This window comes from Propionivibrio sp. (genome assembly GCF_047602565.1).
Classification (GTDB): Bacteria; Pseudomonadota; Gammaproteobacteria; order Burkholderiales; family Rhodocyclaceae; genus Propionivibrio.
The window spans coordinates 3,946,255-3,966,104 of record NZ_JASGGX010000001.1 but is presented as its reverse complement, the minus strand read 5'-3'; the positions used below and the strand labels follow the sequence as shown (position 1 = coordinate 3,966,104).

Here is a 19,850-nt window from a genome sequence, read left to right as displayed (position 1 = left end):
CCCTGGATAAGAATCTGAAGCTTTTGTTGCAGTCCTACGGAATTCCAGAATTGCCGAAAGATAGCCATGATTCCCTACTGTATTTTTGATTTGCCCACATTGTCGTTGCGGGTTTTTTTATCTGTCAATCGCCTTTCCAATCCTGTTGAAAACTTTACAAAGCCTGGAAAATCGATTTCTGCCGAGGCGGGCGGCCTTCCCGGACAAGGAAGACGAACCCTCTTGAAAAAGACCATTTTAGAGTCACGGTTATATGAGGTCAATTTCTTAGAGTGAATCTAAACGAGTTGAGGGCCTTTTTTCGGGGTTTTTTCAACAAGCTACGCCTTTTCCCTGAGCGCCCGTTTCGGATAGACGTCGAAACGGCTCGACCTTCCTTCCAGCGCGTAGCCGGGCGCGACGCCGCCGAGCGCGGGCGCCTTGCGCGGCCGCTTCACGACGACGCGGTGCGAGGCCAGCACCAGCGCCGCGGCGAGCAGCGCGGGCGCATCGTCGTCGTCGCCGACGAGCGGACGGAACATGCGCATTTCCTTCTTCACCAGCGCGCTTTTGTCGCGGTGGGGAAACATCGGGTCGAGGTACACGACCTGCGGCGCTGCGCCGTGCCAGGCCTGCATCAATGCCATCGCATCGCCTTCGCGCAGATGCATGCGCGCCGCGATCGGCGCCGTGCCGGCGTCGTCCCGCGCCCGCCGCAAGCCGTCCTCGAGCAGGGCGGCGATCAGCGGCTGCCGTTCGATCAGCGTCACCTCGCAGCCCAGGCCGGCCAGCACGAAGGCGTCGCGCCCGAGCCCGGCGGTGGCGTCCAGGACGACCGGCCGCACGCCCGGCTGGAGGCCGACCGCCCGGGCGATCATCTGCCCGCTGCCGCCGCCGAACTGGCGGCGGTGGGCCAGCGCGCCGCTCACGAAATCGACGCGCACCGGCCCGGGCGCATCGGGGCCGAGGCAGGCCAGTTGCAGGCCGTCCGGCCCGAGTTGCAGCTGATGGCCACACGGCGCTCCGAACGGCAAGCCGAGGCGCCGCGCCCACTCCCGCGCGGCCTCCTCGCATTCGGGGACGAGCGCCGCGACGCCCACGGCGCCATCTGGTTGATTCATTCGCCCGCGGCCTGCCGGCCCAGGCTGACGCACTTGGCGGCCAGAATGCTGGTCGGGTCGAGCACGGCCACGGTCCTGCCGGCTACCGGGAAGGCGTCGCTCTGCGCCAGCAGCAGCGGCAGTTCCGTGCAGCCGAGGATGATCACGTCCGCGCCGCGCCGCGCCAGCGAGGCCAGCGCGCGCAGCAGATCGTCCACGCACTCGCCTGCCGTGAACCCGGCCTTGACGCCCCGCGGCCCATAGATCGCGTTCATCACCCGATCCTGGTTTTCGGCGTCGGGGACGAGGAGTTCGAAGCCGGCTTCGGCGATGACTTCGTGGTAAACGCGGCTGGCGATCGTTCCGCTGGTCGCCAGCAAGCCGACCTTCGAACATCCGCCATGGCGCCGCCGGATGCGTTCGGCCGTCTCGCGCAGCATGTTCACGATCGGGATCGACAGGAAGGGCTGGATGCGCCCGACGAAGGCGTGCGCCGTGTTGCACGGAATGGCGATGATGTCGGCGCCGGCGGCTTCGAGCCGCTTGCAGGTGGCGTAGAGGGCGATCGTCGGATCGGCGCCCTGGCCGAGCAGATGCGCGGTCCGGTCGGGAATCTGCGGATTCTGTTCGACGACCACCTTGAGGTGTTCCTGGTCGCAGCGGGCCGGCGTGTTGCGCACGATCTTGTCGAGGAAATCGACCGTCGCGGCGGGGCCGACGCCGCCGGCGACGCCGATCTTGAACGGCTTGGCTCTAGCAGCCGGCGGAGTCGCCGCCGCGTGGTCGGCATAGGCCTGCAGCGCATCGACGAGCGGGAAACCGTGCGCCTGCAGGGCCTGCGCCGCAGCGGCAAGTGCCGCGTCACCGACGATGATCGACGCCGCGCCTTGCCGCACGAGATCCCGGCAGGCATCGGCCAGCCGCTCGACCGCAGCCGCGTCCGCGCCGTCGATCGCCGCCGTCACGCAGTCGCGCTGGAGGTCGCCCGCCGGATAGAGCAGCGTCCAGATCTCCTGCGGGAAATAGCGCTCGAAGAGCCGGCTTGCGCGCACGCGGTCCGCGCAGAGGATGCCGATCCGGCCGCCCGCCGGATGCCGGCGCGCCACCTCGGCCCGCACGGCGTCCATCAGGCTGACGATGGGTACGACGGTTTCGGCCTCGATTTCCTCGATGAACGCCTGGCTCTGGAAACACGGCAGGAGCACGGCGTCGAGCTTGTCCTCCTCGAAGCGGCGCACCGCGTCGAAGGTCCTGATTTTCAAGGCGGCCAGCGGATCGACTCCCGGCGCGCACGCCGCCGTGCCGCCGCCGTCAAGCCGCGGGAACACGACCTGCGGGGACTTGTCGCCGAACCGCGACACCAGCGCCGCAGTGAAGCGCGCGAGGAATGCGTCCGCTCCAGGACTATCGACAAGACCATAACGCCGGTTTTCCGGCTTGCCGTTCACGTTCTGCTCCAGTTCAAGGGGTTCCATGAAAAACTCGCTCCAAGGGTATCCGGGCTCGGCGACGAGCCCTGCGGGAGAAGGGATGCATCGTACTCCTGCGCGCGCAAAAAGGCCGGCTGCGGAAGACTCTTCCGTGGCCGGCCGGGGAACGACTGTCGGTGCGGGCGCCGCTGCCGGCGCCCGGCGACCCGCGGCTACTTCTCGAACTTGGGACTGATCAGGTTCTCGAACGAAAAGATGGTGTCCCAATGCTCCTGCGTCAGCAGCTTGCGTTCCTTGACCACCACGTCGTGCAGCGACTTGCCCGTCCGGTGGCACTCGCGCGCGATCTCGGCGCACTGCTTGTAGCCGAGCGAAGGCTTGAGGACGGTGATGATGCCCAGCGAATTGAGCACCATGTTGCGCGTGTGTTCCGCGTTGGCGGTGATGCCGTCGATGCAGTTCTCGCGCAGGCTGTTGACCGCGTTCTCCATCGTGAAGATCGACTTGAACAGCGCGTAGGTGATCACCGGCTCCATCACGTTGAGCTGCAACTGCCCGGCCGAGGCGGCGAGGGTGACCGTCAGGTCGAGGCCGATGACCAGGAAGCCCGTCTGGTTCACCACTTCCGGGATCACCGGATTGACCTTGCCCGGCATGATCGAGCTGCCCGGCTGCATCTGCGGCAGGTTGATCTCGTTGAAGCCGCAGCGCGGCCCCGAAGCCAGCATGCGGATGTCGTTGCAGATCTTGGTCAGCTTGGTCGAGGTGCGCTTGAGCACACCCGAGAGCTGCACGTAGGCGCCGGTGTCGGAGGTCGCCTCGACCAGGTCGCCGCCCAGGATGAATTGGCAGTCGGTCAGCTCGGACAGGTAGCGGGTCGCCAGTTCGGGATAGCCCGGCGCGGCGGTGACCGTGGTGCCGATGGCGGTCGCGCCGAGGTTGATCTCGTGCAGCAGGCGGCGGACTTCGGAGATGCGTTCGACCTCCTCGCCGATGGTGGTGCCCCAGCCGTGGAATTCCTGGCCGAGCGACATCGGCACGGCGTCCTGCAGATGGGTGCGGCCCATCTTGAGCACTTTCTCGAATTCCTTGGCCTTGGCGAAGAACGAGCCCTGCAGCTTGCGCAGCGCCTCCATGTAGCTGGCCAGGCGCAGGATCAGCGCCAGGCGGAAGGCCGTCGGATAGACGTCGTTGGTCAACTGCCCGAAGTTGACGTGATCGTTCGGATTGATGATGTGGTAGTCGCCCCGGTTGTGCCCCAGGGATTCGAGCGCGACGTTGGCGATCACCTCGTTGGCGTTCATGTTGACCGAGGTGCCGGCGCCGCCCTGGATGAAATCGGTGACGAACTGCTCGCGCAGCTCGCCGGCGACCAGCCGGTCGCAGGCGCGGATGATGGCGTCGGCGATCACCCCGTCGAGGCAGCCGAGATCGCGGTTGGCCATCGCCGCGGCCTTCTTGACGTAGCCGAACGCCTTGACGAAATACGGCTCGGACGACATCGACGTGCCGGTGATGTGGAAATTGTCCTTGCCGCGCTGGGTCTGCACGCCATAGTAGGCGGACGCGGGAATCTGCTTCTCGCCGAGAAAGTCCTTCTCGATGCGGAAAGCGGGTTGATCGGGGTGCGACATGGTCCTCTCCTCGAGTGAATTTTGGTGCGGAAAATCCTACGCGCCGCCCGGAAAACCGGTGATAATCGATGCATATATCGCATAACGTCGATAAAAAAACGCATAGTTTGACGGCCGATGCCGGGAGGGCGCATGCAGATCAAGTGGATCGAGGACTTTCTCACCCTGACCGACGCGCACGCCTTTTCGCGCGCGGCGGAACGCCGCAACGTCTCGCAACCGACGTTCAGCCGGCACATCCAGGCGCTGGAGGACTGGCTCGGCGTCGAACTGATCGACCGGCGCATGCAGGGCGTCCATCTCACCTCCGCCGGGCGCATCTTCCGGGGTTTCGCCGCCGACCTGCTGCGCCGCACCTACGACATGCGCAACGTGCTGCGCGGACAGTCGCCGGGAGTCGCCGAGACGGTGCGCTTCGCGGTGGCGCACACCTTGTCGCTGACCTACTTTCCGCACTGGCTGAGCACGCTGAAGAAGGCGCTCGGCAACCTCGTCGTCCGCGTCAGCGCGGTCAACGTCGCGGAAGGCGCCAGCGCGCTGACCGAGGGCGGCGCCGACCTGCTGCTCAACTACCACCACCCGCAGCTGCCCGCGCTGCTCGCGCCCGAGCGTTTCCAGCACCTCGTGCTGGCCACCGACCGGATGCTGCCCTGCTCGGCGCCGGACCGCGACGGCAGGCCGCGCCACCGGCTGCCGGGGCGCGTCAACGCGCCGCTCGCCCTGCTCGCCTACTCGTCCGGCACCTACCTCGCCCACACCGTCGAAATGATCCTGCTCAACGCCAACGAACGCTGCCACTTCGAGCGCTCGTTCGACACGCACATGTCGGAAGCGCTGAAGGCGATGGTCGTCGAAGGGCACGGGCTCGGCTGGCTACCCGAAAGCTGCGTCGGCAAGGAACTCGGAGAAAAGCGCCTGGTGATCGCCGGCGGCAGCCAGTGGAGCTGCGCGCTGGAAGTCCGGCTCTACCGCTCCCTGGAGAACGCCAATCCGATGGTGGACCGGATCTGGAATTTCTTCCGCGACACCTTCGGCAAATGAGCGGCCGGCCGCAGGCAGGCGTCAGGCGTTCTGCGCGATCGGGAAAACGCGGTCGTAGCCGAGATTGAACACGTAGGCATAGGCGACGTAGGCCGCCGCCAGACCGACGTCGGCGAGCAGCGCCTGCAGCCAGCCCATGCCCGTCCAGGCCATCACCACCGGCAGGCTGACCAGCAGCAGGCCGCCCTCGAACCCGGCGGCGTGCGCCACGCGCAGCGGCGCCGGCCGCCGGTCGGCGGTGCGTCCGGTCAGGCGCCCCTCGACCCAGTCGAAGGCCGTGTTGTAGAGCGCGTTCCAGACCGCCGCGATCAGGGCGATCACCGCCAGCAGGCCGAGCGAGTCGAGCAGCGGCACGCCGGAAAGCCAGACGAACGGCGGCGTGATCAGCAGCAGTCCGCCGACCTCGAACATCAGGACCTGGCGCAGCCGATCGAGCGGAGTGCGCAGTTTCGGAACGTGGGAACTCATGCGGCAACGGAAAAAAACGACGGCCCGACATTGTACCGGATAAGCGGAAACGGGTCGGGCGGCCGGCCGGCGCGACGTTGACGGAGCATGGCATTGGCCTATGATGATCATGTCGTCGAACGGCCGGAACGCCCCGCGGCAAGCGGTTCCAGCGCGGGGTCCGGCCTCTGTCTTCCAGCCCGGCACAGGAGATTGGCCATGCCCGCGAACCCGCAGCATCCGTTCCACCCGATCATCTACGTGCGCGGCTTCGCCGCGACCCAGGGCGAGATCGAAGAAACCGTCGCCGATCCCTACATGGGCTTCAACATTGGCTCGACCAAGGCGCGCATGGTGTGGACCGGCGAGATCAAGCGCTTCTTCTTCGAATCGCCGCTCGTCCGCCTGATGAACGACCACGGCTATTCGGACGTCTTCGAGGACGGCGAGGACCTGGTGGACAGCGACCGGCCCGGCCGCCCCGTGCCCTACCGCAGCGTCGTCATCTACCGCTACTACGACGAGGCCAGCAAGGATTTCGGCAGCGGCGACACGCCGCCAATCGAGCATTTCGCGCGCGGGCTCGGCCGGTTGATCCTGCGCCTGCGCGACAAGGTCTGCGCCAATCCGAAGAACGGCGTCGCGCCGGCCGATTTCCGCGTCTACCTGGTGGCGCACTCGATGGGCGGACTCGTCTGCCGCGCCTTCCTGCAGAATCCGGCGCTCGGTTCCGCGGAAGCGCGCGGCGCGGTCGACAAGGTGTTCACCTACGCCACGCCGCACAACGGCATCGACATGCGCATCGTGCGCAACATTCCGGGCTGGATGACGTTCGGCGACGTCAACAACTTCAACCGCGAACGCATGGCCGGCTACCTGGCGCTGCCCGCCGCGGACGACGTTTCGGTGGTGCGCGGCTTTCCCCCGGAGCGCATCTTCAACCTGATCGGCACCGACGCGCGCGACTACACCGTCGCCGGCGGCCTGTCCGCCTGGGCGGCCGGCGAGGCCAGCGATGGACTGGTGTGCATCGAGAACGCCGCGACGCACGGGCCGGGGCCGGACGGGAACGACGTCACCTCGCCGCGCGCCTTCGTGCACCGCAGCCACTCCGGGCATTACGGCATCGTCAACTCCGAGGAGGGCTACCAGAACCTCACCCGCTTCCTGTTCGGCGCCCTGCGCGTCGACGGCATCCTGGACATCGACGACATTTCGCTGCCCGTCGAGGTCGCCAAGGCGCTGCAGGCCGGCAAGGCGGTGCGCGCCTCCTATCAATTCGAGGTCGCGGTCGGCATCCGCGGCTGCCAGTGGCAGATCACCCGGCGCGAGGCGCGCGAGAATTCGGCGATCTTCCGCTCCTACGACGAACTCTTTCCCGGCCAGCCGGGGACGACGCGCCCGCCCGACCGGAGCCGCAGCCCCCACCTGTTCTCCGTCTTCCTCGACCCGAGCAAGAGCGTCAAGGCCTCGGGCTCGGTCAGCTTCGCCTTCGACCTGAAGATCCTGGTCCCCGATTACGAGGTCGACGGCGTGCTGTTCATGAAGCGTCATTACGAAGGCGGCTACATCCTGCGCCAGCAGATCCTGGTCGAAGCCTTCCCCGACGACGGCGCCCCGACGGGCTGGCGGATCAAGTACGGCTACCAGGAAGACAATCCCGGCAGACCGGGCAAGGACGCGCCGACCTACGCGCTCGCCGGCGGCGCCGGCCTAGCCTTCGACATCGAGGTGGCGCAGCGCACGCGCCCCGGCGTCGCCGGCCGGCTGCACGTCGAGGCGCGGCCCTGGAACTGAGGAGACGGATCATGGAATTCATCGGCAAACGCCAGCCACTGACCGCCGCCGGGCTCGGCGACGCGCTCGAACACCTCGGCCTGCAGGCGGCGGAAGCCGCCGTCATCTGGGCCGTGGTCGAAGTCGAAACCTCGGGCGTCACGCAGGGCTGCGGCTTCCGCCTCGACGGCCGGCCGCAGATCCTGTTCGAGCGCCACATCTTCCGGCGCGAGACGCAGCGACGCTTCGACCGGCGCGCGCCCCACCTTTCGGGTCCGCAGGGCGGCTACGGCGGCCTGGGCAGCCAGTACGCCAAGCTCGAAGAGGCGCTCGCCCTGTGCGACGCCGAAGGACTCGGCCCCGAACCTGCGTTGCGGTCGGCCTCGTGGGGGCTCGGCCAGATCATGGGTTTCAACGCTGAACTGGCGGGATTCGCCAGCGCCGCGGCGCTGGTCGACGCCATGCGCGACGGCGAGGACGCGCAAATCCTGGCGATGGCCCGCTTCCTGCGCTCGCGCAACCTGCACGCCCCATTGCGGCGGCGGGACTGGGCCGCGTTCGCGCGCGGCTACAACGGCCCGGCGTACGCGCAGAACCAGTACGACATCAAGCTCGAACAGTCCTACGTGCGCCTGGCGTCGGGATCGCTGCCCAACCTGCAATTGCGCGCGGCGCAGATCGCCCTGCTCTACCTGGGCTTCGCGCCGGGCAAGATCGACGGCGTGATCGGCCAGCGCACGCGCAACGCGCTGAACGGTTTCCGCCTGCAGGCCGGCCTACCGCCGGGCAGCGACCTCGACGGCCCGTGCTACGTCGCGCTCTGCGACAAGGCGGGAGTGCGCCCCTGACCGGCCCGCCCGTTTTGTCCAGAGAATCTGTGGATAATCCTGTGGATCGGCCATGGATGCGCGCCGCAACCCATTGAACCGGCTGCGGTTTGCATGACGCGCTCAAAAAACAGGCGGCGCGCCGGCGGCGGGCGCGGGCCGCGCGGGGACGCTGATTACATTTCGTTACGGAAACACCATACATGTCAAACAGACACCCGCCGCGGACATTTCTATGATGCATGACGTTGCTTCAGCGTCCCCCGCTGACAATGTTTGACCCTCCCTGACCCATCGCAACGATGGGATTTTGAATCCCATGCCGAACCGGTGTGGGATTTTTTTTTGGCGACACCGGGCGGGTTCGGCGCCGACGGCGGGAAACACTGCTGCTTCATGTGCAAGACTGGTCAAATCAGATAGAAAGGATCGAACTATGTATTCCGTCGTGAACAAACGTACCGGACAAGTCCTCGCCGCCAACCTGACGCTGGACGCGGTCGATACCTGGATTGCCAGAAACGAGTCCAAATACGCCGGCATCCGCGTCGTCGGCATGACCGTTTTCGTAGCCGACGCCGCCTAGCGCGACCTCGCCGCCCGGCGACAGACGACAATACGCAGGTACTCTCCAGACGGCCGTGCTTCGCGGGAAGCGCGGCCGTTCTTGTTTTCCCGCCCCGTTCTCCTGTCCGGGAACGGCCCGCACGACGACTCGTTCTCTCCGATGAGGCGCGTGGATATACTATGCGCCAGAAAACCAAAACGGCATTTCTGACGCCTGGCAACCGGGAATCGAAGCATGAGCCTCTTCGGACAGATCAAATCCATTCTGCACAAAAACGGCGAACATCCTGTTCAGCAAGAGCATCCTCCCGCCCACCCGATCGACAGGCGCCGAAAAAGCCGGTTCAGCCACAAGGGCAGAAAAGTGCTGGTCGTCGACGATTCGGCGACGGTCGTCGCCTCGCTCGGCAAAGTCCTCCGCTCGGCGGGCTGCGTGGTGCGGGAAGCGGGCGACGCCGAGGCGGGCCTGGAAATCGCGCGCGGCGAACAGCCCGATCTCATCTTCCTCGACATCGTGCTGCCGGGAATGAACGGCTTCGCCGCGCTCCGCCAGATCCGCCGCGACCCGCGCACGCGCCGCATCCCGGTCATCATCATCAGCGGCAACGAACAGGCGACCGAGCAGTTCTACGCGCAGCGCATCGGCGCCGACGATTTCATGAAAAAGCCGTTTTCCCGCAGCGAGGTGTTCGCCCGCGTGGAAACGCTGGTCGCCGCGGAGAAACTGCCGAAGCTCGACGCGGCGGCGGCGCCGGGACGCCCGCCGTCCGGGGCCGCCCCGTCGCCGTCGGCGGCCTCGCGTGAAGCGGGGACCGCCAGCGAAAAGCTGCCGAACTCGGCCCTGGTCGGCATGACGGCGCTCGAAGCACGCCGCCAGCTCACGTCGATGGGCCTGCAGTATTTCAGCCAGGAACAGTTTTCGGCCGCCATCGAGCGCGGCGACCGGCTGGCCGTCGACCTGTTCGTCATCGGCGGCGGCGTCAAGATCCAAGGCTGAGCACCGGCCCGCTGCCGGCCCGCCGGCTCCAAAAGCCGAAAACGGCAGCTTTCCGTCCATGAACGCCACCGTCGACGAGACGGCTGGGCGTTTGTCGCGCATCAGACAAATAGAACGATTCTCACCTCTATGAAGTAAGTAATCCAATAACCATTTGTTAAATATAAACTTATGTAGAAACACGGGGATTCCTGGCCGCTTTTTTCGCCCTTGCACGAGGTAGTTGATGCGAAAAACGAAAGATGTTGTGACTATCTTTCATTTGCCCCGGTCCATTCATTGCCTTAAAAATAGGCTCGTATCGCATGGCAAACTGCCGGACATAAAGAAAAAAAGAGCGGTCGGGCCGGGAATCGAAACAGCCTTCCATAAATAAAACGCAAGCCAAGGTTGATTCCTGTAACTCACGACCAAGCTTCCGATGCGCCGGCCCGCAGCAGCGTTGCCATGCGTTTCGTCAACGGGTCAACAGCAAGGGCAAGTACGAGTCGTGTCGCCAGCAACGATCTTCGCGTGCAGCAAGACACCCCCGCCGGGGACGCCCCCGTTGCCGCCCGTTTTTCCTCTCTCCCCACTCTTCCACCCGGCAGTTTTCACAGGGTTTGAAAGCACGGCCTATGTCAAATTATGAAATCGTAAAGCGCGAGGATTTTTCCGACGTCACCTATCTGCTGGAAGTCCGCCATCCGATGATGGCCAGGGCGGCCAAACCGGGGCAGTTCGTGATCGTGATGCTCAGCGAGCACGGCGAGCGGGTGCCGCTGACCATCGCCGATTTCGACCGGGAGAAGGGCACCGTCACCCTGGTCATCCAGGCCGTCGGCAAGACGACCCGGCAGATGCAGCAGGAATGCAAGGTCGGCGGCTCGCTGTACGGGCTAGTCGGGCCGATGGGCATTCCCACGCCCGACTCGCACGCCAGGAAAGTCATCTGCGTCGGCGGCGGCCTGGGCGTCGCGCCGGTCTATCCGCAGGCCCGCGCGCTCAAGGAAGGCGGCGCGTACGTGATCGGCGTGATCGGCTTCCGCACCAAGGATCTGGTGTTCTGGGAAGAGAAGTTCGGCGCCATCTGCGACGAGCTGATCATCTGCAGCGACGACGGCACGGTCGGGCTGCACGGCCGCGTGACGGCGGGCATCGAGCAGGCGCTCAAGAAGCATCCCGACGTCGATGAAGTCATCGCCATCGGCCCGCCGATCATGATGAAGAGCTGTGCCGAGACGACCCGCCCGTACAAGATCAAGACCATGGTCAGCCTGAACCCGATCATGGTCGACGGCACCGGGATGTGCGGCGGTTGCCGGGTGAAGGTCGGCGACAAGGTGAAGTTCGCCTGCGTCGACGGCCCGGATTTCGACGGCCACCTGGTCGATTTCGACGACCTGATGATGCGCCTGCGCCGCTACACCAAGGAGGAGCGCATGGCGCTCGAACACTGGGAAAAGGGCTGCCGGATGCAGCGGTCGGTTGACAAGGCGGTCACTGCCGCGGCCGGCAAATAGATCTTTCTCAACGAACCAGGACACGGTAATTACTCATGGCGAAGAAAAGGACGATACGAAGCATCCCGCAGGAGCGGACGCCGATGCGCGAGCAGGACCCGGCGGCGCGTGCGCGGAATTTCGAGGAAGTGGCCTGCGGCTACCATCCGGACGATGCAATGCGCGAATCCGAGCGCTGCCTGTTCTGCCCGGACCAGCCCTGCGTGTCGGGCTGCCCGGTCGGCATCGACATCCCGGGGTTCATCCGCAAGATCAACGAGAAGGATCTGCGCGGCGCCTACGACATCCTGACCGAGACCAGCCTGCTGCCGGCCATCTGCGGCCGCGTGTGCCCGCAGGAGAACCAGTGCGAAGGCGTATGCACCGTCGGCCAGACGCTGGAGCCGGTGGCCATCGGCCGGCTCGAACGCTACGTCGGTGACGCGGCGATCCGGGAAGGTTGGGCCAACATTCCCTACATCGAGCCGAACGGCTTCAAGGTCGGCATCGTCGGTTCCGGGCCGGCCGGCATGGCCTGCGCCGCCGACATGGCCAAGGCCGGCTGCGAGGTCACGGTGTATGAGGCCTTCCACCAGGCCGGCGGCGTGTTGAAGTACGGCATCCCCGACTTCCGCCTGCCCAACGCGGTGATCGACGCCGAGATCAACAACCTCAGGAAACTCGGCGTCAAGTTCGAGTGCAACACGCTGGTCGGCCGGCTGTTCACGCTGGAGCAGATGATCACCGAGATGGGCTACGACGCGGTATTCGTCGGCGTCGGCGCCGGCTACCCGACCATGCTCGGCATCCCCGGCGACTCGCTCAACGGCGTGCTTTCCGCCAACGAGCTGCTCACGCGCTGCAACCTGATGCGCGCCAAGGAATTCCCGAACTTCGACACGCCGCAGCCGATCGGCCGGCGCGTGGCAGTGGTCGGCGCCGGCAATACGGCGATGGACGCCATGCGCGTGTCGCTGCGCCTCGGCGCGGAGAAGGTTCTACTGCATCTACCGCCGCTCGCACAAGGAAGCCCCGGCGCGCGCCGAGGAAATCCACCACGCCGAGGAGGAAGGCGTCGAGTTCCATTGGCTGACCCACCCGGTGGCGATCCTCGACGACGGCAGCGGCAACGTCAAGGGCATGCGCTGCGTGCGCATGGAGCTCGGCGAGCCCGACAGTTCGGGCCGGCGCCGCCCGGTGCCGGTTCCCGGCAGCGAGTTCGACTTCGAGTGCGACCTGGTGGTGTACGCCATCGGCACCAACGCCAACCCGATCATGGGCCAGACCTCGAAGCTGCGCCTGAACAAGTGGGGCTACATCGACACCGACGCCAGCCTGGCGACCTCGATGGCCGGCATCTTCGCCGGCGGCGACATCGTCACCGGCGCCGCCACGGTGATCGAGGCCATGGGCGCGGGACGCCGCGCGGCCGCCGGCATGAAGGCCTATCTCGGCATCCGCGAGGGCGGCCGTCCCTACCGCACCGCCGGGGAAACGCTGTTCGGCATCGACGCGGGCGAACGCAACTTCGCCCGCATCCGGGCGTGACCGCCCGCCCGGCCGCTTTCCGACCCATTCAAGCTCAACCGCGATTTTGGAACAGCCACTCATGACGACAACGACAGCAACGAGGAAGGCCGGCGCGAGCGCCGGCAAAAGCGCCGGCGCCAAGGCCCGTACGAAGACGTGCGTCACGCTCAAGGAGCACATCGTCGAGATCATCAGCGATTCCGGCGAAGGCGCGCAGCGCTGCGGCCAGTCGCTCGGCTCGATCGCCGCCCGCATGGGCAACGGCATCTGGACGACCGAGATCATCCCCGCGGAAATCCGTCCGCCGGCCCGCAGCGTGGCCGGCGCCAGCGGCAACCGTATCCGCATCGGCTCCGGCTACGTCACCAACGGCGGCGACGAGACCGACCTGGTGGTGGCCTTCAACGAGCAGGTGCTGCTCGGCCGGGTCAACGCCCGCGAACTCAAGCCGGGCTGCATCATCCTGCTGGAAAACATGTGGCGGACCCATTCCGATCCGAACATCGTCAAGTCCTACACCTCGGCCTACGACCGGCTGGTCAAGGCCGGCTACAAGGTCTACGAGATTCCGATGGAGGAGGAATGCCTCAAGCTCACCGCCAACGCGCGGCGCGGCAAGAACATGTTCGCGCTGGGCATCCTCTGCCACATCTACAGCTTCGACCTGCAGGCCGGACGCGAGCAGATCGCGCTGACCTTCGGCAAGAAGGAAAAGAGCGTCATCGACGCCAACGTGATGCTGCTCGAAGCCGGGCATAAATGGGCGCAGGCCAACATCGACTTCAGTTTCCACATCCCGGCCACGCCCGCGGACAAGCCGCAGATCTCGATCAACGGCAACACCTCGCTGGCCCTCGGCGTGATGGCCTCGGGCATGGACATCTGCGCGATGTACCCGATCACCCCGGCGACCTCCGCCTCGCACTACCTGTCGGAAGCGTTCGAGAAGGTCGGCGGCATCGTGCACCAGGCCGAGGACGAAATCGCCGCCTGCGCCTTCGCCATCGGCGCGTCCTACGCCGGCAAGTGCACGGTGACCATCACCTCCGGCCCCGGCTACTCGCTGAAGCAGGAAGCGATCGGCCTGGCGGTGATGGCCGAGATTCCGCTGGTGGTGGTCAACGTCCAGCGCGGCGGCCCGAGCACCGGCCAGCCGACCAAGGTCGAGCAGGGCGACCTGCTGACCACCATCTTCGGCAGCCACGGCGACGCGCCGAAGGTGGTGATGGCGCCGGCGACCATCGAGGACTGCTTCTATTCGGTGATCACCGCCCGCCGCATCGCCGAGACCTTCAACACCGTGGTGGTCATCCTCAGCGACGCCAGCCTGTCCTCGTCGCAGCAGCCGTTCGACCGGCCGCAGTTCCAGGAATCCTGGCTCGCGCCGCCGGTCGACCAGAGCCCGGTGCCCGAGGGCGCCAAGCCCTACGATTGGGACCCGGTCACCGGCATCGCCCGCCGCTTCATTCCCGGCCAGCCGGGCGGCATGCACACCGTCACCGGCCTGGCGCACGACCGCGACAGCCACGTGGCCTACGACCCGGACATCAACCAGGAAGGCCTGCGCATGCGCAGCCTGAAACTGGCCGCGCTGCAGAAGACGCTGCTGCCGCCGGACGTCTTCGGCGCCGAGAAGGGCGACCTGCTGGTCATCGGCTGGGGCAGCACCAAGGGCGCCATCGAGGAGGCCGTGACCGGCCTGCGCGCCGAGGGCAAGAAGGTGTCCTCGGTCCACCTGCGCTTCCTGCAGCCGATGCAGCCGGGCATCAAGGATATCATGAAGCGCTTCAGGAAAGTGATGACCATCGAGACCAACTGGAGCGACCGGCCCGACGACGAGCTGATCGACGAAGACAGCCGCCGCTACTCCTCGCTCGCCACGCTGCTGCGCGCGCGCTACCTGGTCGACGTCGACTGCTGGACGGAAGTGCGCGGCCAGCCGGTCAAGCCGCGCACCATCCGCCAGGTTCTGCTGGCCAAACTCGGACAATAGGGGAAACGCACATGACACTATCCGCCACCAAGCAGCTGCTCGATCTGTACAAGGAGCAGTCGGCGCTGGAAGACTATCAGAGCGGCGTTCCCCGCTGGTGCACCGGCTGCGGCGACAACGCCATTCTCACCGCCGTCCAGCGCCTGTGCCGCGACGAGGGCCTGCGTCCGGAAAAGACCGTGTTCGTCTCGGGCATCGGCTGCTCCAGCCGCTTCCCGCACTACATGAAGACCTACGGCTTCCACGGCATCCACGGCCGCGCCTTCCCGGTCGCCGAGGGCGTCAAGATGGCGCGTCCGGACCTCACCGTGTTCGTCAACACCGGCGACGGCGACTGCTGCAGCATCGGCGCGGCGCACTGGATCCACGCGCTGCGCTACAACATGAACATGACCGTGTTCCTGCACGACAACCAGATCTACGGCCTGACCAAGAAGCAGGCGTCGCCGACCTCGCCGATCGGCACCCGGAGCAACACCACGCCGCGCGGCAGCTACCTCGACGCGCTGAACCCGCTGACCGTGTCGCTCGGCGTGTCGAACGTCTCGTTCATCGCGCAGGCGGTGGACTGGATTCCGGAAACGCTGTTCGACATCGTCAAGGCCGCCTACCATCACCAGGGCTTCTCCTTCGTGCGCATCATCCAGCGCTGCCCGGAATGGCTGCCCAAGTCCCTCGACCCGTGGCTGCAGGACCCGGAGCGCGTGCAGCTGGTGCACCACGCCGACGGCATCCAGGTCAGTCCGGGGCTGGCGCGCGTCTACAAGAACCAGCTCGAACACGATCCGCTGGACATCCACCGGGCGCGCGAGATCGCCTCCAACACGGACATCATCCCGGTCGGCATCCTCTACCGGAACCCGGAGGTGCCGTGCTACGAGGACACGCGGCACAGCGGCGCGCTGCGCACGGCCGAGGCGATCAAGAAGAACTTCAACGCCGAACTCGATAAGTACTCAGTCTGAGGGCAACCACACATGGAAGCTGATCTGCAAGCCCACGTCGCATTCTTCCTTTCCGGCAGGGCGAACACGCCGAACCTGGAAGCGATCGACCAACTCAACCTGCGCCCCGCCCTCCTCGCCGGCTACCGCGACCTGACCAGGCTGCGCTACGACTTTCCGCTGATCCTGGTCCAGAACCTGGCGGGCGGCGCCTGCGTCGAATCGCTCTCCGGCCTGATCGACGGCATCCTCGACAAGATCGCCCGCGGCGGCGACGCCGAACGGCTGCGCCGGCACGTCCTGCGCCTCGAACGGCACATCCGCGCCCAGGCCGCCGCCGGCAAGGAAGGCAAGCTCTCGGCCTTGTGGGACAAGGCCGCCAGGGAACTCGGCAAGAACGACCCCCAGGTCGCCGACAGCCTGGCCCGCGCGCGCGCCAACCTCAAGGTGGACGGCGACGTCATCGACTGCGGCGGCGCCCTGCCGCGCCGGCTGATCGGGCACATCTGGGCGCTGACCCAGACCCAGCGCGCCCAGCGTTTCGGCGAAGTGGTCGACCGCCTGGTCATCAAGCTGTCGGAGATCCTGCAGGCCGATTTCGCCAACTCGAACGCCGGCCGCAGCGCCGCCAACCTCAAGCGCACGTTCGGCTCCGGGCCGATGGACCAGTTCGACTTCGACGCCATGTCCCGGCTCCTGTGCAAGTCCGCGCCGAAGGAAAACCTGAGCAAGAACCGCAGGAAGCGGATCGAGAAGCTGCTGGCGACGCTGCGCGCGCAGCGCTTCTTCCCCGCGCCGCACGCCACCAGCACGCCGTACACCTTCGCCTTCGACACCTGCAGCGACGCCATCCGCACCTACCGCGAGCGCCTGCCCAAGGCCATCGAACTGGCCAAGGCCGTGGCCGTCGCCGAGCTCGAAGTGCGCGGCGAATACAGCGAGGCCAAGCACGACCGCCTGTTCGAATCCTTCGGCGAAAACGGCCTCGACCCGCGCGACATGGCGCTGTTCCCCGACTACCTGGTGCAGATCGACGCGGAAAGCCTGCCCGGCGGCGAACTCGGCACGCTCACCGAGATCATGTCGCTCAACCTGCCGATCAAGGTGCTGGTGCAGACCGACGACGTCATCGAGGAATCGCCGATCGGCAACGGCCACCTGGCGTTCGCCCTGCGCAGCCGCCAGCTCGCCCGCATGGCGCTGGGCATGGCCGGCGTGTTCGTCGTCCAGGCGCCCGCCTCCGCGCTGTTCCAGCTGCGCGAGAAGATCGCGCGCGGCCTCGGCGGCTCGGGACCGGCGCTGTTCAGCATCTTCTCCGGCATGGCCAAAGGCCACGGCCAGCTGCCGCCCTATCTGGTCAGCGCGGCGGCGCTCGAATCGCGCGTGTTCCCGGCGTTCACCATGGACCCGGCGGCCGGCGGCGACTGGGCCTCGCGCTTCTCGCTGGGGGCCAACCCGCAGGCCGAGCTCGACTGGCCGATCCACCGCATCGTCTACCAGGACGCGGACAGCCAGACCGTCGCCGAGGAACGTCCCTTCACGCTGATCGACTTCGTCGCCTGCGACGCCCGCTACAGCAAGTTCTTCGCCGCCGTGCCGAAAGCGCACTGGCAGGACTGGCTGTCCGACGCCGGCGAGGCCATCGCGCGCGAACGGCGGGGCGAGATCGACCGGATCGACACCGTGCCGTCCCTGCTGATGGTTGCGCCGGACGATAAGCTGCAGAAGATCATCGTCACCGAGAAGATCGTCCGCGAAGCACGCCGCTGCCTGTCGATGTGGCACAGCCTGCAGGAACTCGGCGGCATCCACAACTCGCACGCCGAGAAGCTGCTGGCCCGGGAAAAGGCGGCCTGGGAGGAAAGCGGCAAGGCCATCGCCGCGGCCGCCGCGCCGGCTCCGGCGGCCCCGCCCGTTGCGGAAGCTGCCGCCGCTCCGGCCGCGCCCGAGGAAAAGGAAGCGGAAAAATCCTCGGACGAGGCCTACATCGAAACGCCGCGCTGCGCCTCGTGCAACGAGTGCATCCAGATCAACGACAAGATGTTCGCCTACGACGGCAACAAGCAGGCCTACATCAAGGACATCAACGCCGGCACCTATGCGCAGCTGGTCGAAGCCGCGGAGAATTGCCAGGTCGCCGTCATCCACCCCGGCAAGCCGCGCAACGCGGGCGAAGCCGGACTCGACGAACTGATCAAGCGGGCCGAGGCGTTCATGTGACGCCCGCGTGAGCCTCCGCCCGGAGGCGCTCGGCGATCCCCCGGCGGCGAAGGCCGCGGGGGATTTTTTTCAGGGTTGCCGGGAACGGCTGCGGACGCGCACGATCACGTCGATCTGCTCCGTCACCCATTCCGGCGGAAGCCTGGGCGTGCCGACCAGGCTGAATCCGTCCGCCGGAATGTCGGCGATCATCCCGGTGTCGACGTCGAAGACGTGGAAATGCTGGCTGACCGTGGAATCGTAGATCACGCATTTGGCGTCGACCACCAGTTCCCGGATCAGGCCGGAATCGCGAAAGAGCCGGAGCGTGTTGTAAACCGTCGCTCGGGACAGGTCGGGGAAGATTTTTTGCGCGCGCTCGTAAACCTCGTCGGCGCGCAAATGGACGGGTTCGGAAAACAGGACCTGCGCGATCGCCACGCGCTGGAGCGTCGCCTGGACCCCCGCCCGGGTCAGCTTCTGGGTGATCTCGGGTATCGACGTTTTCAATGGCATCAGTCCATAAAGGTAAGTGCCGCGAGAGGCGGACTATCCGCCTCCCGCGGCAGCCGGTCAATCATTTCGCAAACGGCTGCGGTCTCTTGGTCACGTCCGAGGAAGGCGGCAGGAAGGGCAGCTTGAAGTTCGGCTGGTCGCCCGTCAAGGTCTTCAGGAAGGCGACGATCTTCGCGTTCTCGCTGTCCGAGTACTTGCGCCCGAGCTGAATGCGGCCCATGGTATTCACGGCTTCCTTCAGCGTGTCGGCGGCGCCGTCATGGAAGTACGGATACGTCAGTTCGACGTTGCGCAGCGTCGGCACCTTGAAGTTGAAGCGGTCGGCGTCCTTGCCGGTCACCGCCGAACGGCCTTCCGCCGGCACGCTGGCGTTGTACGGTTCCACCAGGCCCATCTTCTGGAAGGAATTGCCGCCGGCGGCCGGTCCGTTGTGGCAGGCCACGCAGCCGCTTTCCTTGAACAGGTTGTAGCCCTCGACCTCGACGGCGGTCAGCGCCTTCTTGTCCCCCTTGAGCCACTTGTCGAAGCGCGAATTGGGCGTCACCAGGGTTTCCTCGAAGGCCGCGATGGCCGCGGTCACTTCGCCGATGTCGATCTTCTCGGTCTTGAACACCTTCTTGAACTCGCTCACATAGCCCGGAATCGACTGCAGCAGATCGACGGCCAGCTCATGCGTGAACGCCATTTCGCCGGGATTGGCGATCGGGCCGCCGGCCTGCTCCTTCAGGTCCTTCGCCCGGCCGTCCCAGAATTGGGCGAGGTTCATGCTGGAATTCAGCACGGTCGGCGAATTGATCGGGCCTTCCTGCCAGTTGTGGCCGATCGAGGTCTTCAGGTTGTCGGAACCGCCCATCGACAGGTTGTGGCACGAATTGCACGAGATGAAACCCGACTTGGACAGACGCGGATCGAAATACAGCTTGCGGCCCAGCTCGACCAGCGCCGGCGACGTGACTTTCGCGGCGGGAATCGGCTGGATCGGCTCCTGGGCGGGCGCGGCGAACAGGCATGGCGCCGCCAGGGACAAAGCCGCGATGGAGATGGAACGCACCACTTGATTCTTCATCTGCTTCTCCTCTAAAGGGATTTGATTGTCGAATGTATTTATAACCAGTCTAAGGCTTATTGTTTTTATAACCGCATTCTAGTCATGGTTATTTTCCGTATCAAGCAATCTTTCGCTTCAAGGAGCATGGATAGCAGGTGACTGTGACCCATGCGAAACATGGCCGCGGAGTTCCGCCACCGCATGGCGGACACCCGGTGCTTTTACAGGCAGGCAGGAGACAGATGCCCAGGACGGGCCGGGAATTCAGTAGCGGGCAGCCGGGCGGCGGTGCAGCTCCGGACTATCGGCCGGAACCCGTCCATCCGCCGCGCCGGCGGAAT

At 66.0% G+C, this 19,850-nt stretch carries 17 protein-coding genes and 1 pseudogene; 12 read left to right on the top strand and 6 right to left on the bottom strand.

What is annotated here, in order from left to right:
• The first annotated feature begins 66 nt into the window (after positions 1-66).
• The gene (locus QM701_RS18715) at positions 67-276 is read left to right on the top strand and encodes a hypothetical protein (RefSeq protein ID WP_415168515.1); all 210 of its coding nucleotides are present in this window, start codon (positions 67-69) and stop codon (positions 274-276) included.
• A gap of 44 nt (positions 277-320) precedes the next feature.
• Here QM701_RS18715 and QM701_RS18710 read toward each other — a convergent pair whose 3' ends face one another.
• From QM701_RS18710 to QM701_RS18700, 3 genes are all read right to left on the bottom strand, one after another.
• Positions 321-1,100, bottom strand: coding sequence for a class I SAM-dependent methyltransferase (locus QM701_RS18710; protein WP_415168514.1), 780 nt, complete (start codon positions 1,098-1,100; stop codon positions 321-323).
• Positions 1,097-2,554: an amino acid racemase gene (locus tag QM701_RS18705; RefSeq protein ID WP_415168513.1), complete on the bottom strand. Its 1,458-nt coding sequence runs from the start codon at positions 2,552-2,554 to the stop codon at positions 1,097-1,099. The genes QM701_RS18710 and QM701_RS18705 overlap by 4 nt, the downstream gene beginning before the upstream one ends.
• Positions 2,555-2,721: 167 nt before the next feature.
• On the bottom strand, positions 2,722-4,143 hold the full coding sequence (locus QM701_RS18700) for an aspartate ammonia-lyase (protein ID WP_415168512.1): 1,422 nt from the start codon (positions 4,141-4,143) through the stop codon (positions 2,722-2,724).
• Between the two features lie 132 nt (positions 4,144-4,275).
• Here QM701_RS18700 and QM701_RS18695 point away from each other — a divergent pair, with 132 nt between their 5' ends.
• Entirely contained in the window at positions 4,276-5,184 is a 909-nt protein-coding gene (locus QM701_RS18695) for a LysR substrate-binding domain-containing protein (protein ID WP_415168511.1), read from the top strand.
• 21 nt (positions 5,185-5,205) lie between these two features.
• On the opposite strand, the gene QM701_RS18690 is transcribed toward QM701_RS18695, so the two are convergent.
• A complete protein-coding gene (locus tag QM701_RS18690; RefSeq protein WP_415168510.1) occupies positions 5,206-5,652 on the bottom strand; it encodes a PACE efflux transporter in 447 nt (148 codons plus the stop codon).
• Between the two features lie 198 nt (positions 5,653-5,850).
• Between QM701_RS18690 and QM701_RS18685 the strand changes: the two genes are divergently transcribed.
• The 10 genes and pseudogenes from QM701_RS18685 (at position 5,851) to QM701_RS18640 (ending at position 17,966) form a co-directional block, all read left to right on the top strand.
• On the top strand, positions 5,851-7,428 hold the full coding sequence (locus tag QM701_RS18685) for an esterase/lipase family protein (RefSeq protein ID WP_415168509.1): 1,578 nt from the start codon (positions 5,851-5,853) through the stop codon (positions 7,426-7,428).
• 11 nt (positions 7,429-7,439) lie between these two features.
• Complete coding sequence (locus tag QM701_RS18680; RefSeq protein ID WP_415168508.1) at positions 7,440-8,255, top strand: N-acetylmuramidase domain-containing protein; 816 nt, start codon at positions 7,440-7,442, stop codon at positions 8,253-8,255.
• A 415-nt stretch (positions 8,256-8,670) separates the two neighbouring features.
• Positions 8,671-8,820 (top strand): hypothetical protein, encoded by a 150-nt coding sequence (locus QM701_RS18675; protein ID WP_415168507.1) that lies wholly within the window; start codon positions 8,671-8,673, stop codon positions 8,818-8,820.
• A gap of 216 nt (positions 8,821-9,036) precedes the next feature.
• Positions 9,037-9,798 carry a response regulator gene (locus QM701_RS18670; protein ID WP_415168506.1) on the top strand — a complete coding sequence of 254 codons (762 nt, stop codon included), beginning with the start codon at positions 9,037-9,039 and terminating at the stop codon, positions 9,796-9,798.
• Between the two features lie 617 nt (positions 9,799-10,415).
• Positions 10,416-11,300, top strand: a complete 885-nt coding sequence (locus tag QM701_RS18665; RefSeq protein ID WP_415168505.1) for a sulfide/dihydroorotate dehydrogenase-like FAD/NAD-binding protein — start codon at positions 10,416-10,418, stop codon at positions 11,298-11,300.
• A gap of 35 nt (positions 11,301-11,335) precedes the next feature.
• Positions 11,336-12,226: pseudogene (locus QM701_RS18660) on the top strand (FAD-dependent oxidoreductase); the annotation flags it as partial.
• Positions 12,225-12,827, top strand: a complete 603-nt coding sequence (locus QM701_RS18655) for an FAD-dependent oxidoreductase (protein ID WP_415169430.1) — start codon at positions 12,225-12,227, stop codon at positions 12,825-12,827. The pseudogene QM701_RS18660 and the gene QM701_RS18655, both read left to right, overlap by 2 nt.
• Before the next feature lie 61 nt (positions 12,828-12,888).
• Complete coding sequence (locus QM701_RS18650) at positions 12,889-14,802, top strand: 2-oxoacid:acceptor oxidoreductase subunit alpha (protein WP_415168504.1); 1,914 nt, start codon at positions 12,889-12,891, stop codon at positions 14,800-14,802.
• Between the two features lie 11 nt (positions 14,803-14,813).
• The gene (locus QM701_RS18645; RefSeq protein WP_415168503.1) at positions 14,814-15,767 is read left to right on the top strand and encodes a thiamine pyrophosphate-dependent enzyme; all 954 of its coding nucleotides are present in this window, start codon (positions 14,814-14,816) and stop codon (positions 15,765-15,767) included.
• A 12-nt stretch (positions 15,768-15,779) separates the two neighbouring features.
• Positions 15,780-17,966, top strand: a complete 2,187-nt coding sequence (locus QM701_RS18640; RefSeq protein ID WP_415168502.1) for a ferredoxin — start codon at positions 15,780-15,782, stop codon at positions 17,964-17,966.
• 69 nt (positions 17,967-18,035) lie between these two features.
• Here QM701_RS18640 and QM701_RS18635 read toward each other — a convergent pair whose 3' ends face one another.
• Both QM701_RS18635 and QM701_RS18630 read right to left on the bottom strand, forming a co-directional pair.
• Entirely contained in the window at positions 18,036-18,455 is a 420-nt protein-coding gene (locus QM701_RS18635; protein WP_415168501.1) for a Fur family transcriptional regulator, read from the bottom strand.
• Positions 18,456-18,522: 67 nt separating this feature from the next.
• Positions 18,523-19,527, bottom strand: a complete 1,005-nt coding sequence (locus QM701_RS18630) for a cytochrome-c peroxidase (RefSeq protein ID WP_415168500.1) — start codon at positions 19,525-19,527, stop codon at positions 18,523-18,525.
• Between the last annotated feature and the right edge of the window lie 323 nt (positions 19,528-19,850).

Coding starts and splice junctions, on each gene's coding strand:
- QM701_RS18680 (WP_415168508.1), top strand. CDS start 7,440: ATGGAATTCATCGGCAAACGCCAGCCACTGACCGCCGCCGGGCTCGGC.
- QM701_RS18695 (WP_415168511.1), top strand. CDS start 4,276: ATGCAGATCAAGTGGATCGAGGACTTTCTCACCCTGACCGACGCGCAC.
- QM701_RS18705 (WP_415168513.1), bottom strand. CDS start 2,554: ATGGAACCCCTTGAACTGGAGCAGAACGTGAACGGCAAGCCGGAAAAC.
- QM701_RS18710 (WP_415168514.1), bottom strand. CDS start 1,100: ATGAATCAACCAGATGGCGCCGTGGGCGTCGCGGCGCTCGTCCCCGAA.
- QM701_RS18675 (WP_415168507.1), top strand. CDS start 8,671: ATGTATTCCGTCGTGAACAAACGTACCGGACAAGTCCTCGCCGCCAAC.
- QM701_RS18650 (WP_415168504.1), top strand. CDS start 12,889: ATGACGACAACGACAGCAACGAGGAAGGCCGGCGCGAGCGCCGGCAAA.
- QM701_RS18630 (WP_415168500.1), bottom strand. CDS start 19,527: ATGAAGAATCAAGTGGTGCGTTCCATCTCCATCGCGGCTTTGTCCCTG.
- QM701_RS18700 (WP_415168512.1), bottom strand. CDS start 4,143: ATGTCGCACCCCGATCAACCCGCTTTCCGCATCGAGAAGGACTTTCTC.
- QM701_RS18665 (WP_415168505.1), top strand. CDS start 10,416: ATGTCAAATTATGAAATCGTAAAGCGCGAGGATTTTTCCGACGTCACC.
- QM701_RS18645 (WP_415168503.1), top strand. CDS start 14,814: ATGACACTATCCGCCACCAAGCAGCTGCTCGATCTGTACAAGGAGCAG.
- QM701_RS18685 (WP_415168509.1), top strand. CDS start 5,851: ATGCCCGCGAACCCGCAGCATCCGTTCCACCCGATCATCTACGTGCGC.
- QM701_RS18715 (WP_415168515.1), top strand. CDS start 67: ATGATTCCCTACTGTATTTTTGATTTGCCCACATTGTCGTTGCGGGTT.
- QM701_RS18670 (WP_415168506.1), top strand. CDS start 9,037: ATGAGCCTCTTCGGACAGATCAAATCCATTCTGCACAAAAACGGCGAA.
- QM701_RS18690 (WP_415168510.1), bottom strand. CDS start 5,652: ATGAGTTCCCACGTTCCGAAACTGCGCACTCCGCTCGATCGGCTGCGC.
- QM701_RS18640 (WP_415168502.1), top strand. CDS start 15,780: ATGGAAGCTGATCTGCAAGCCCACGTCGCATTCTTCCTTTCCGGCAGG.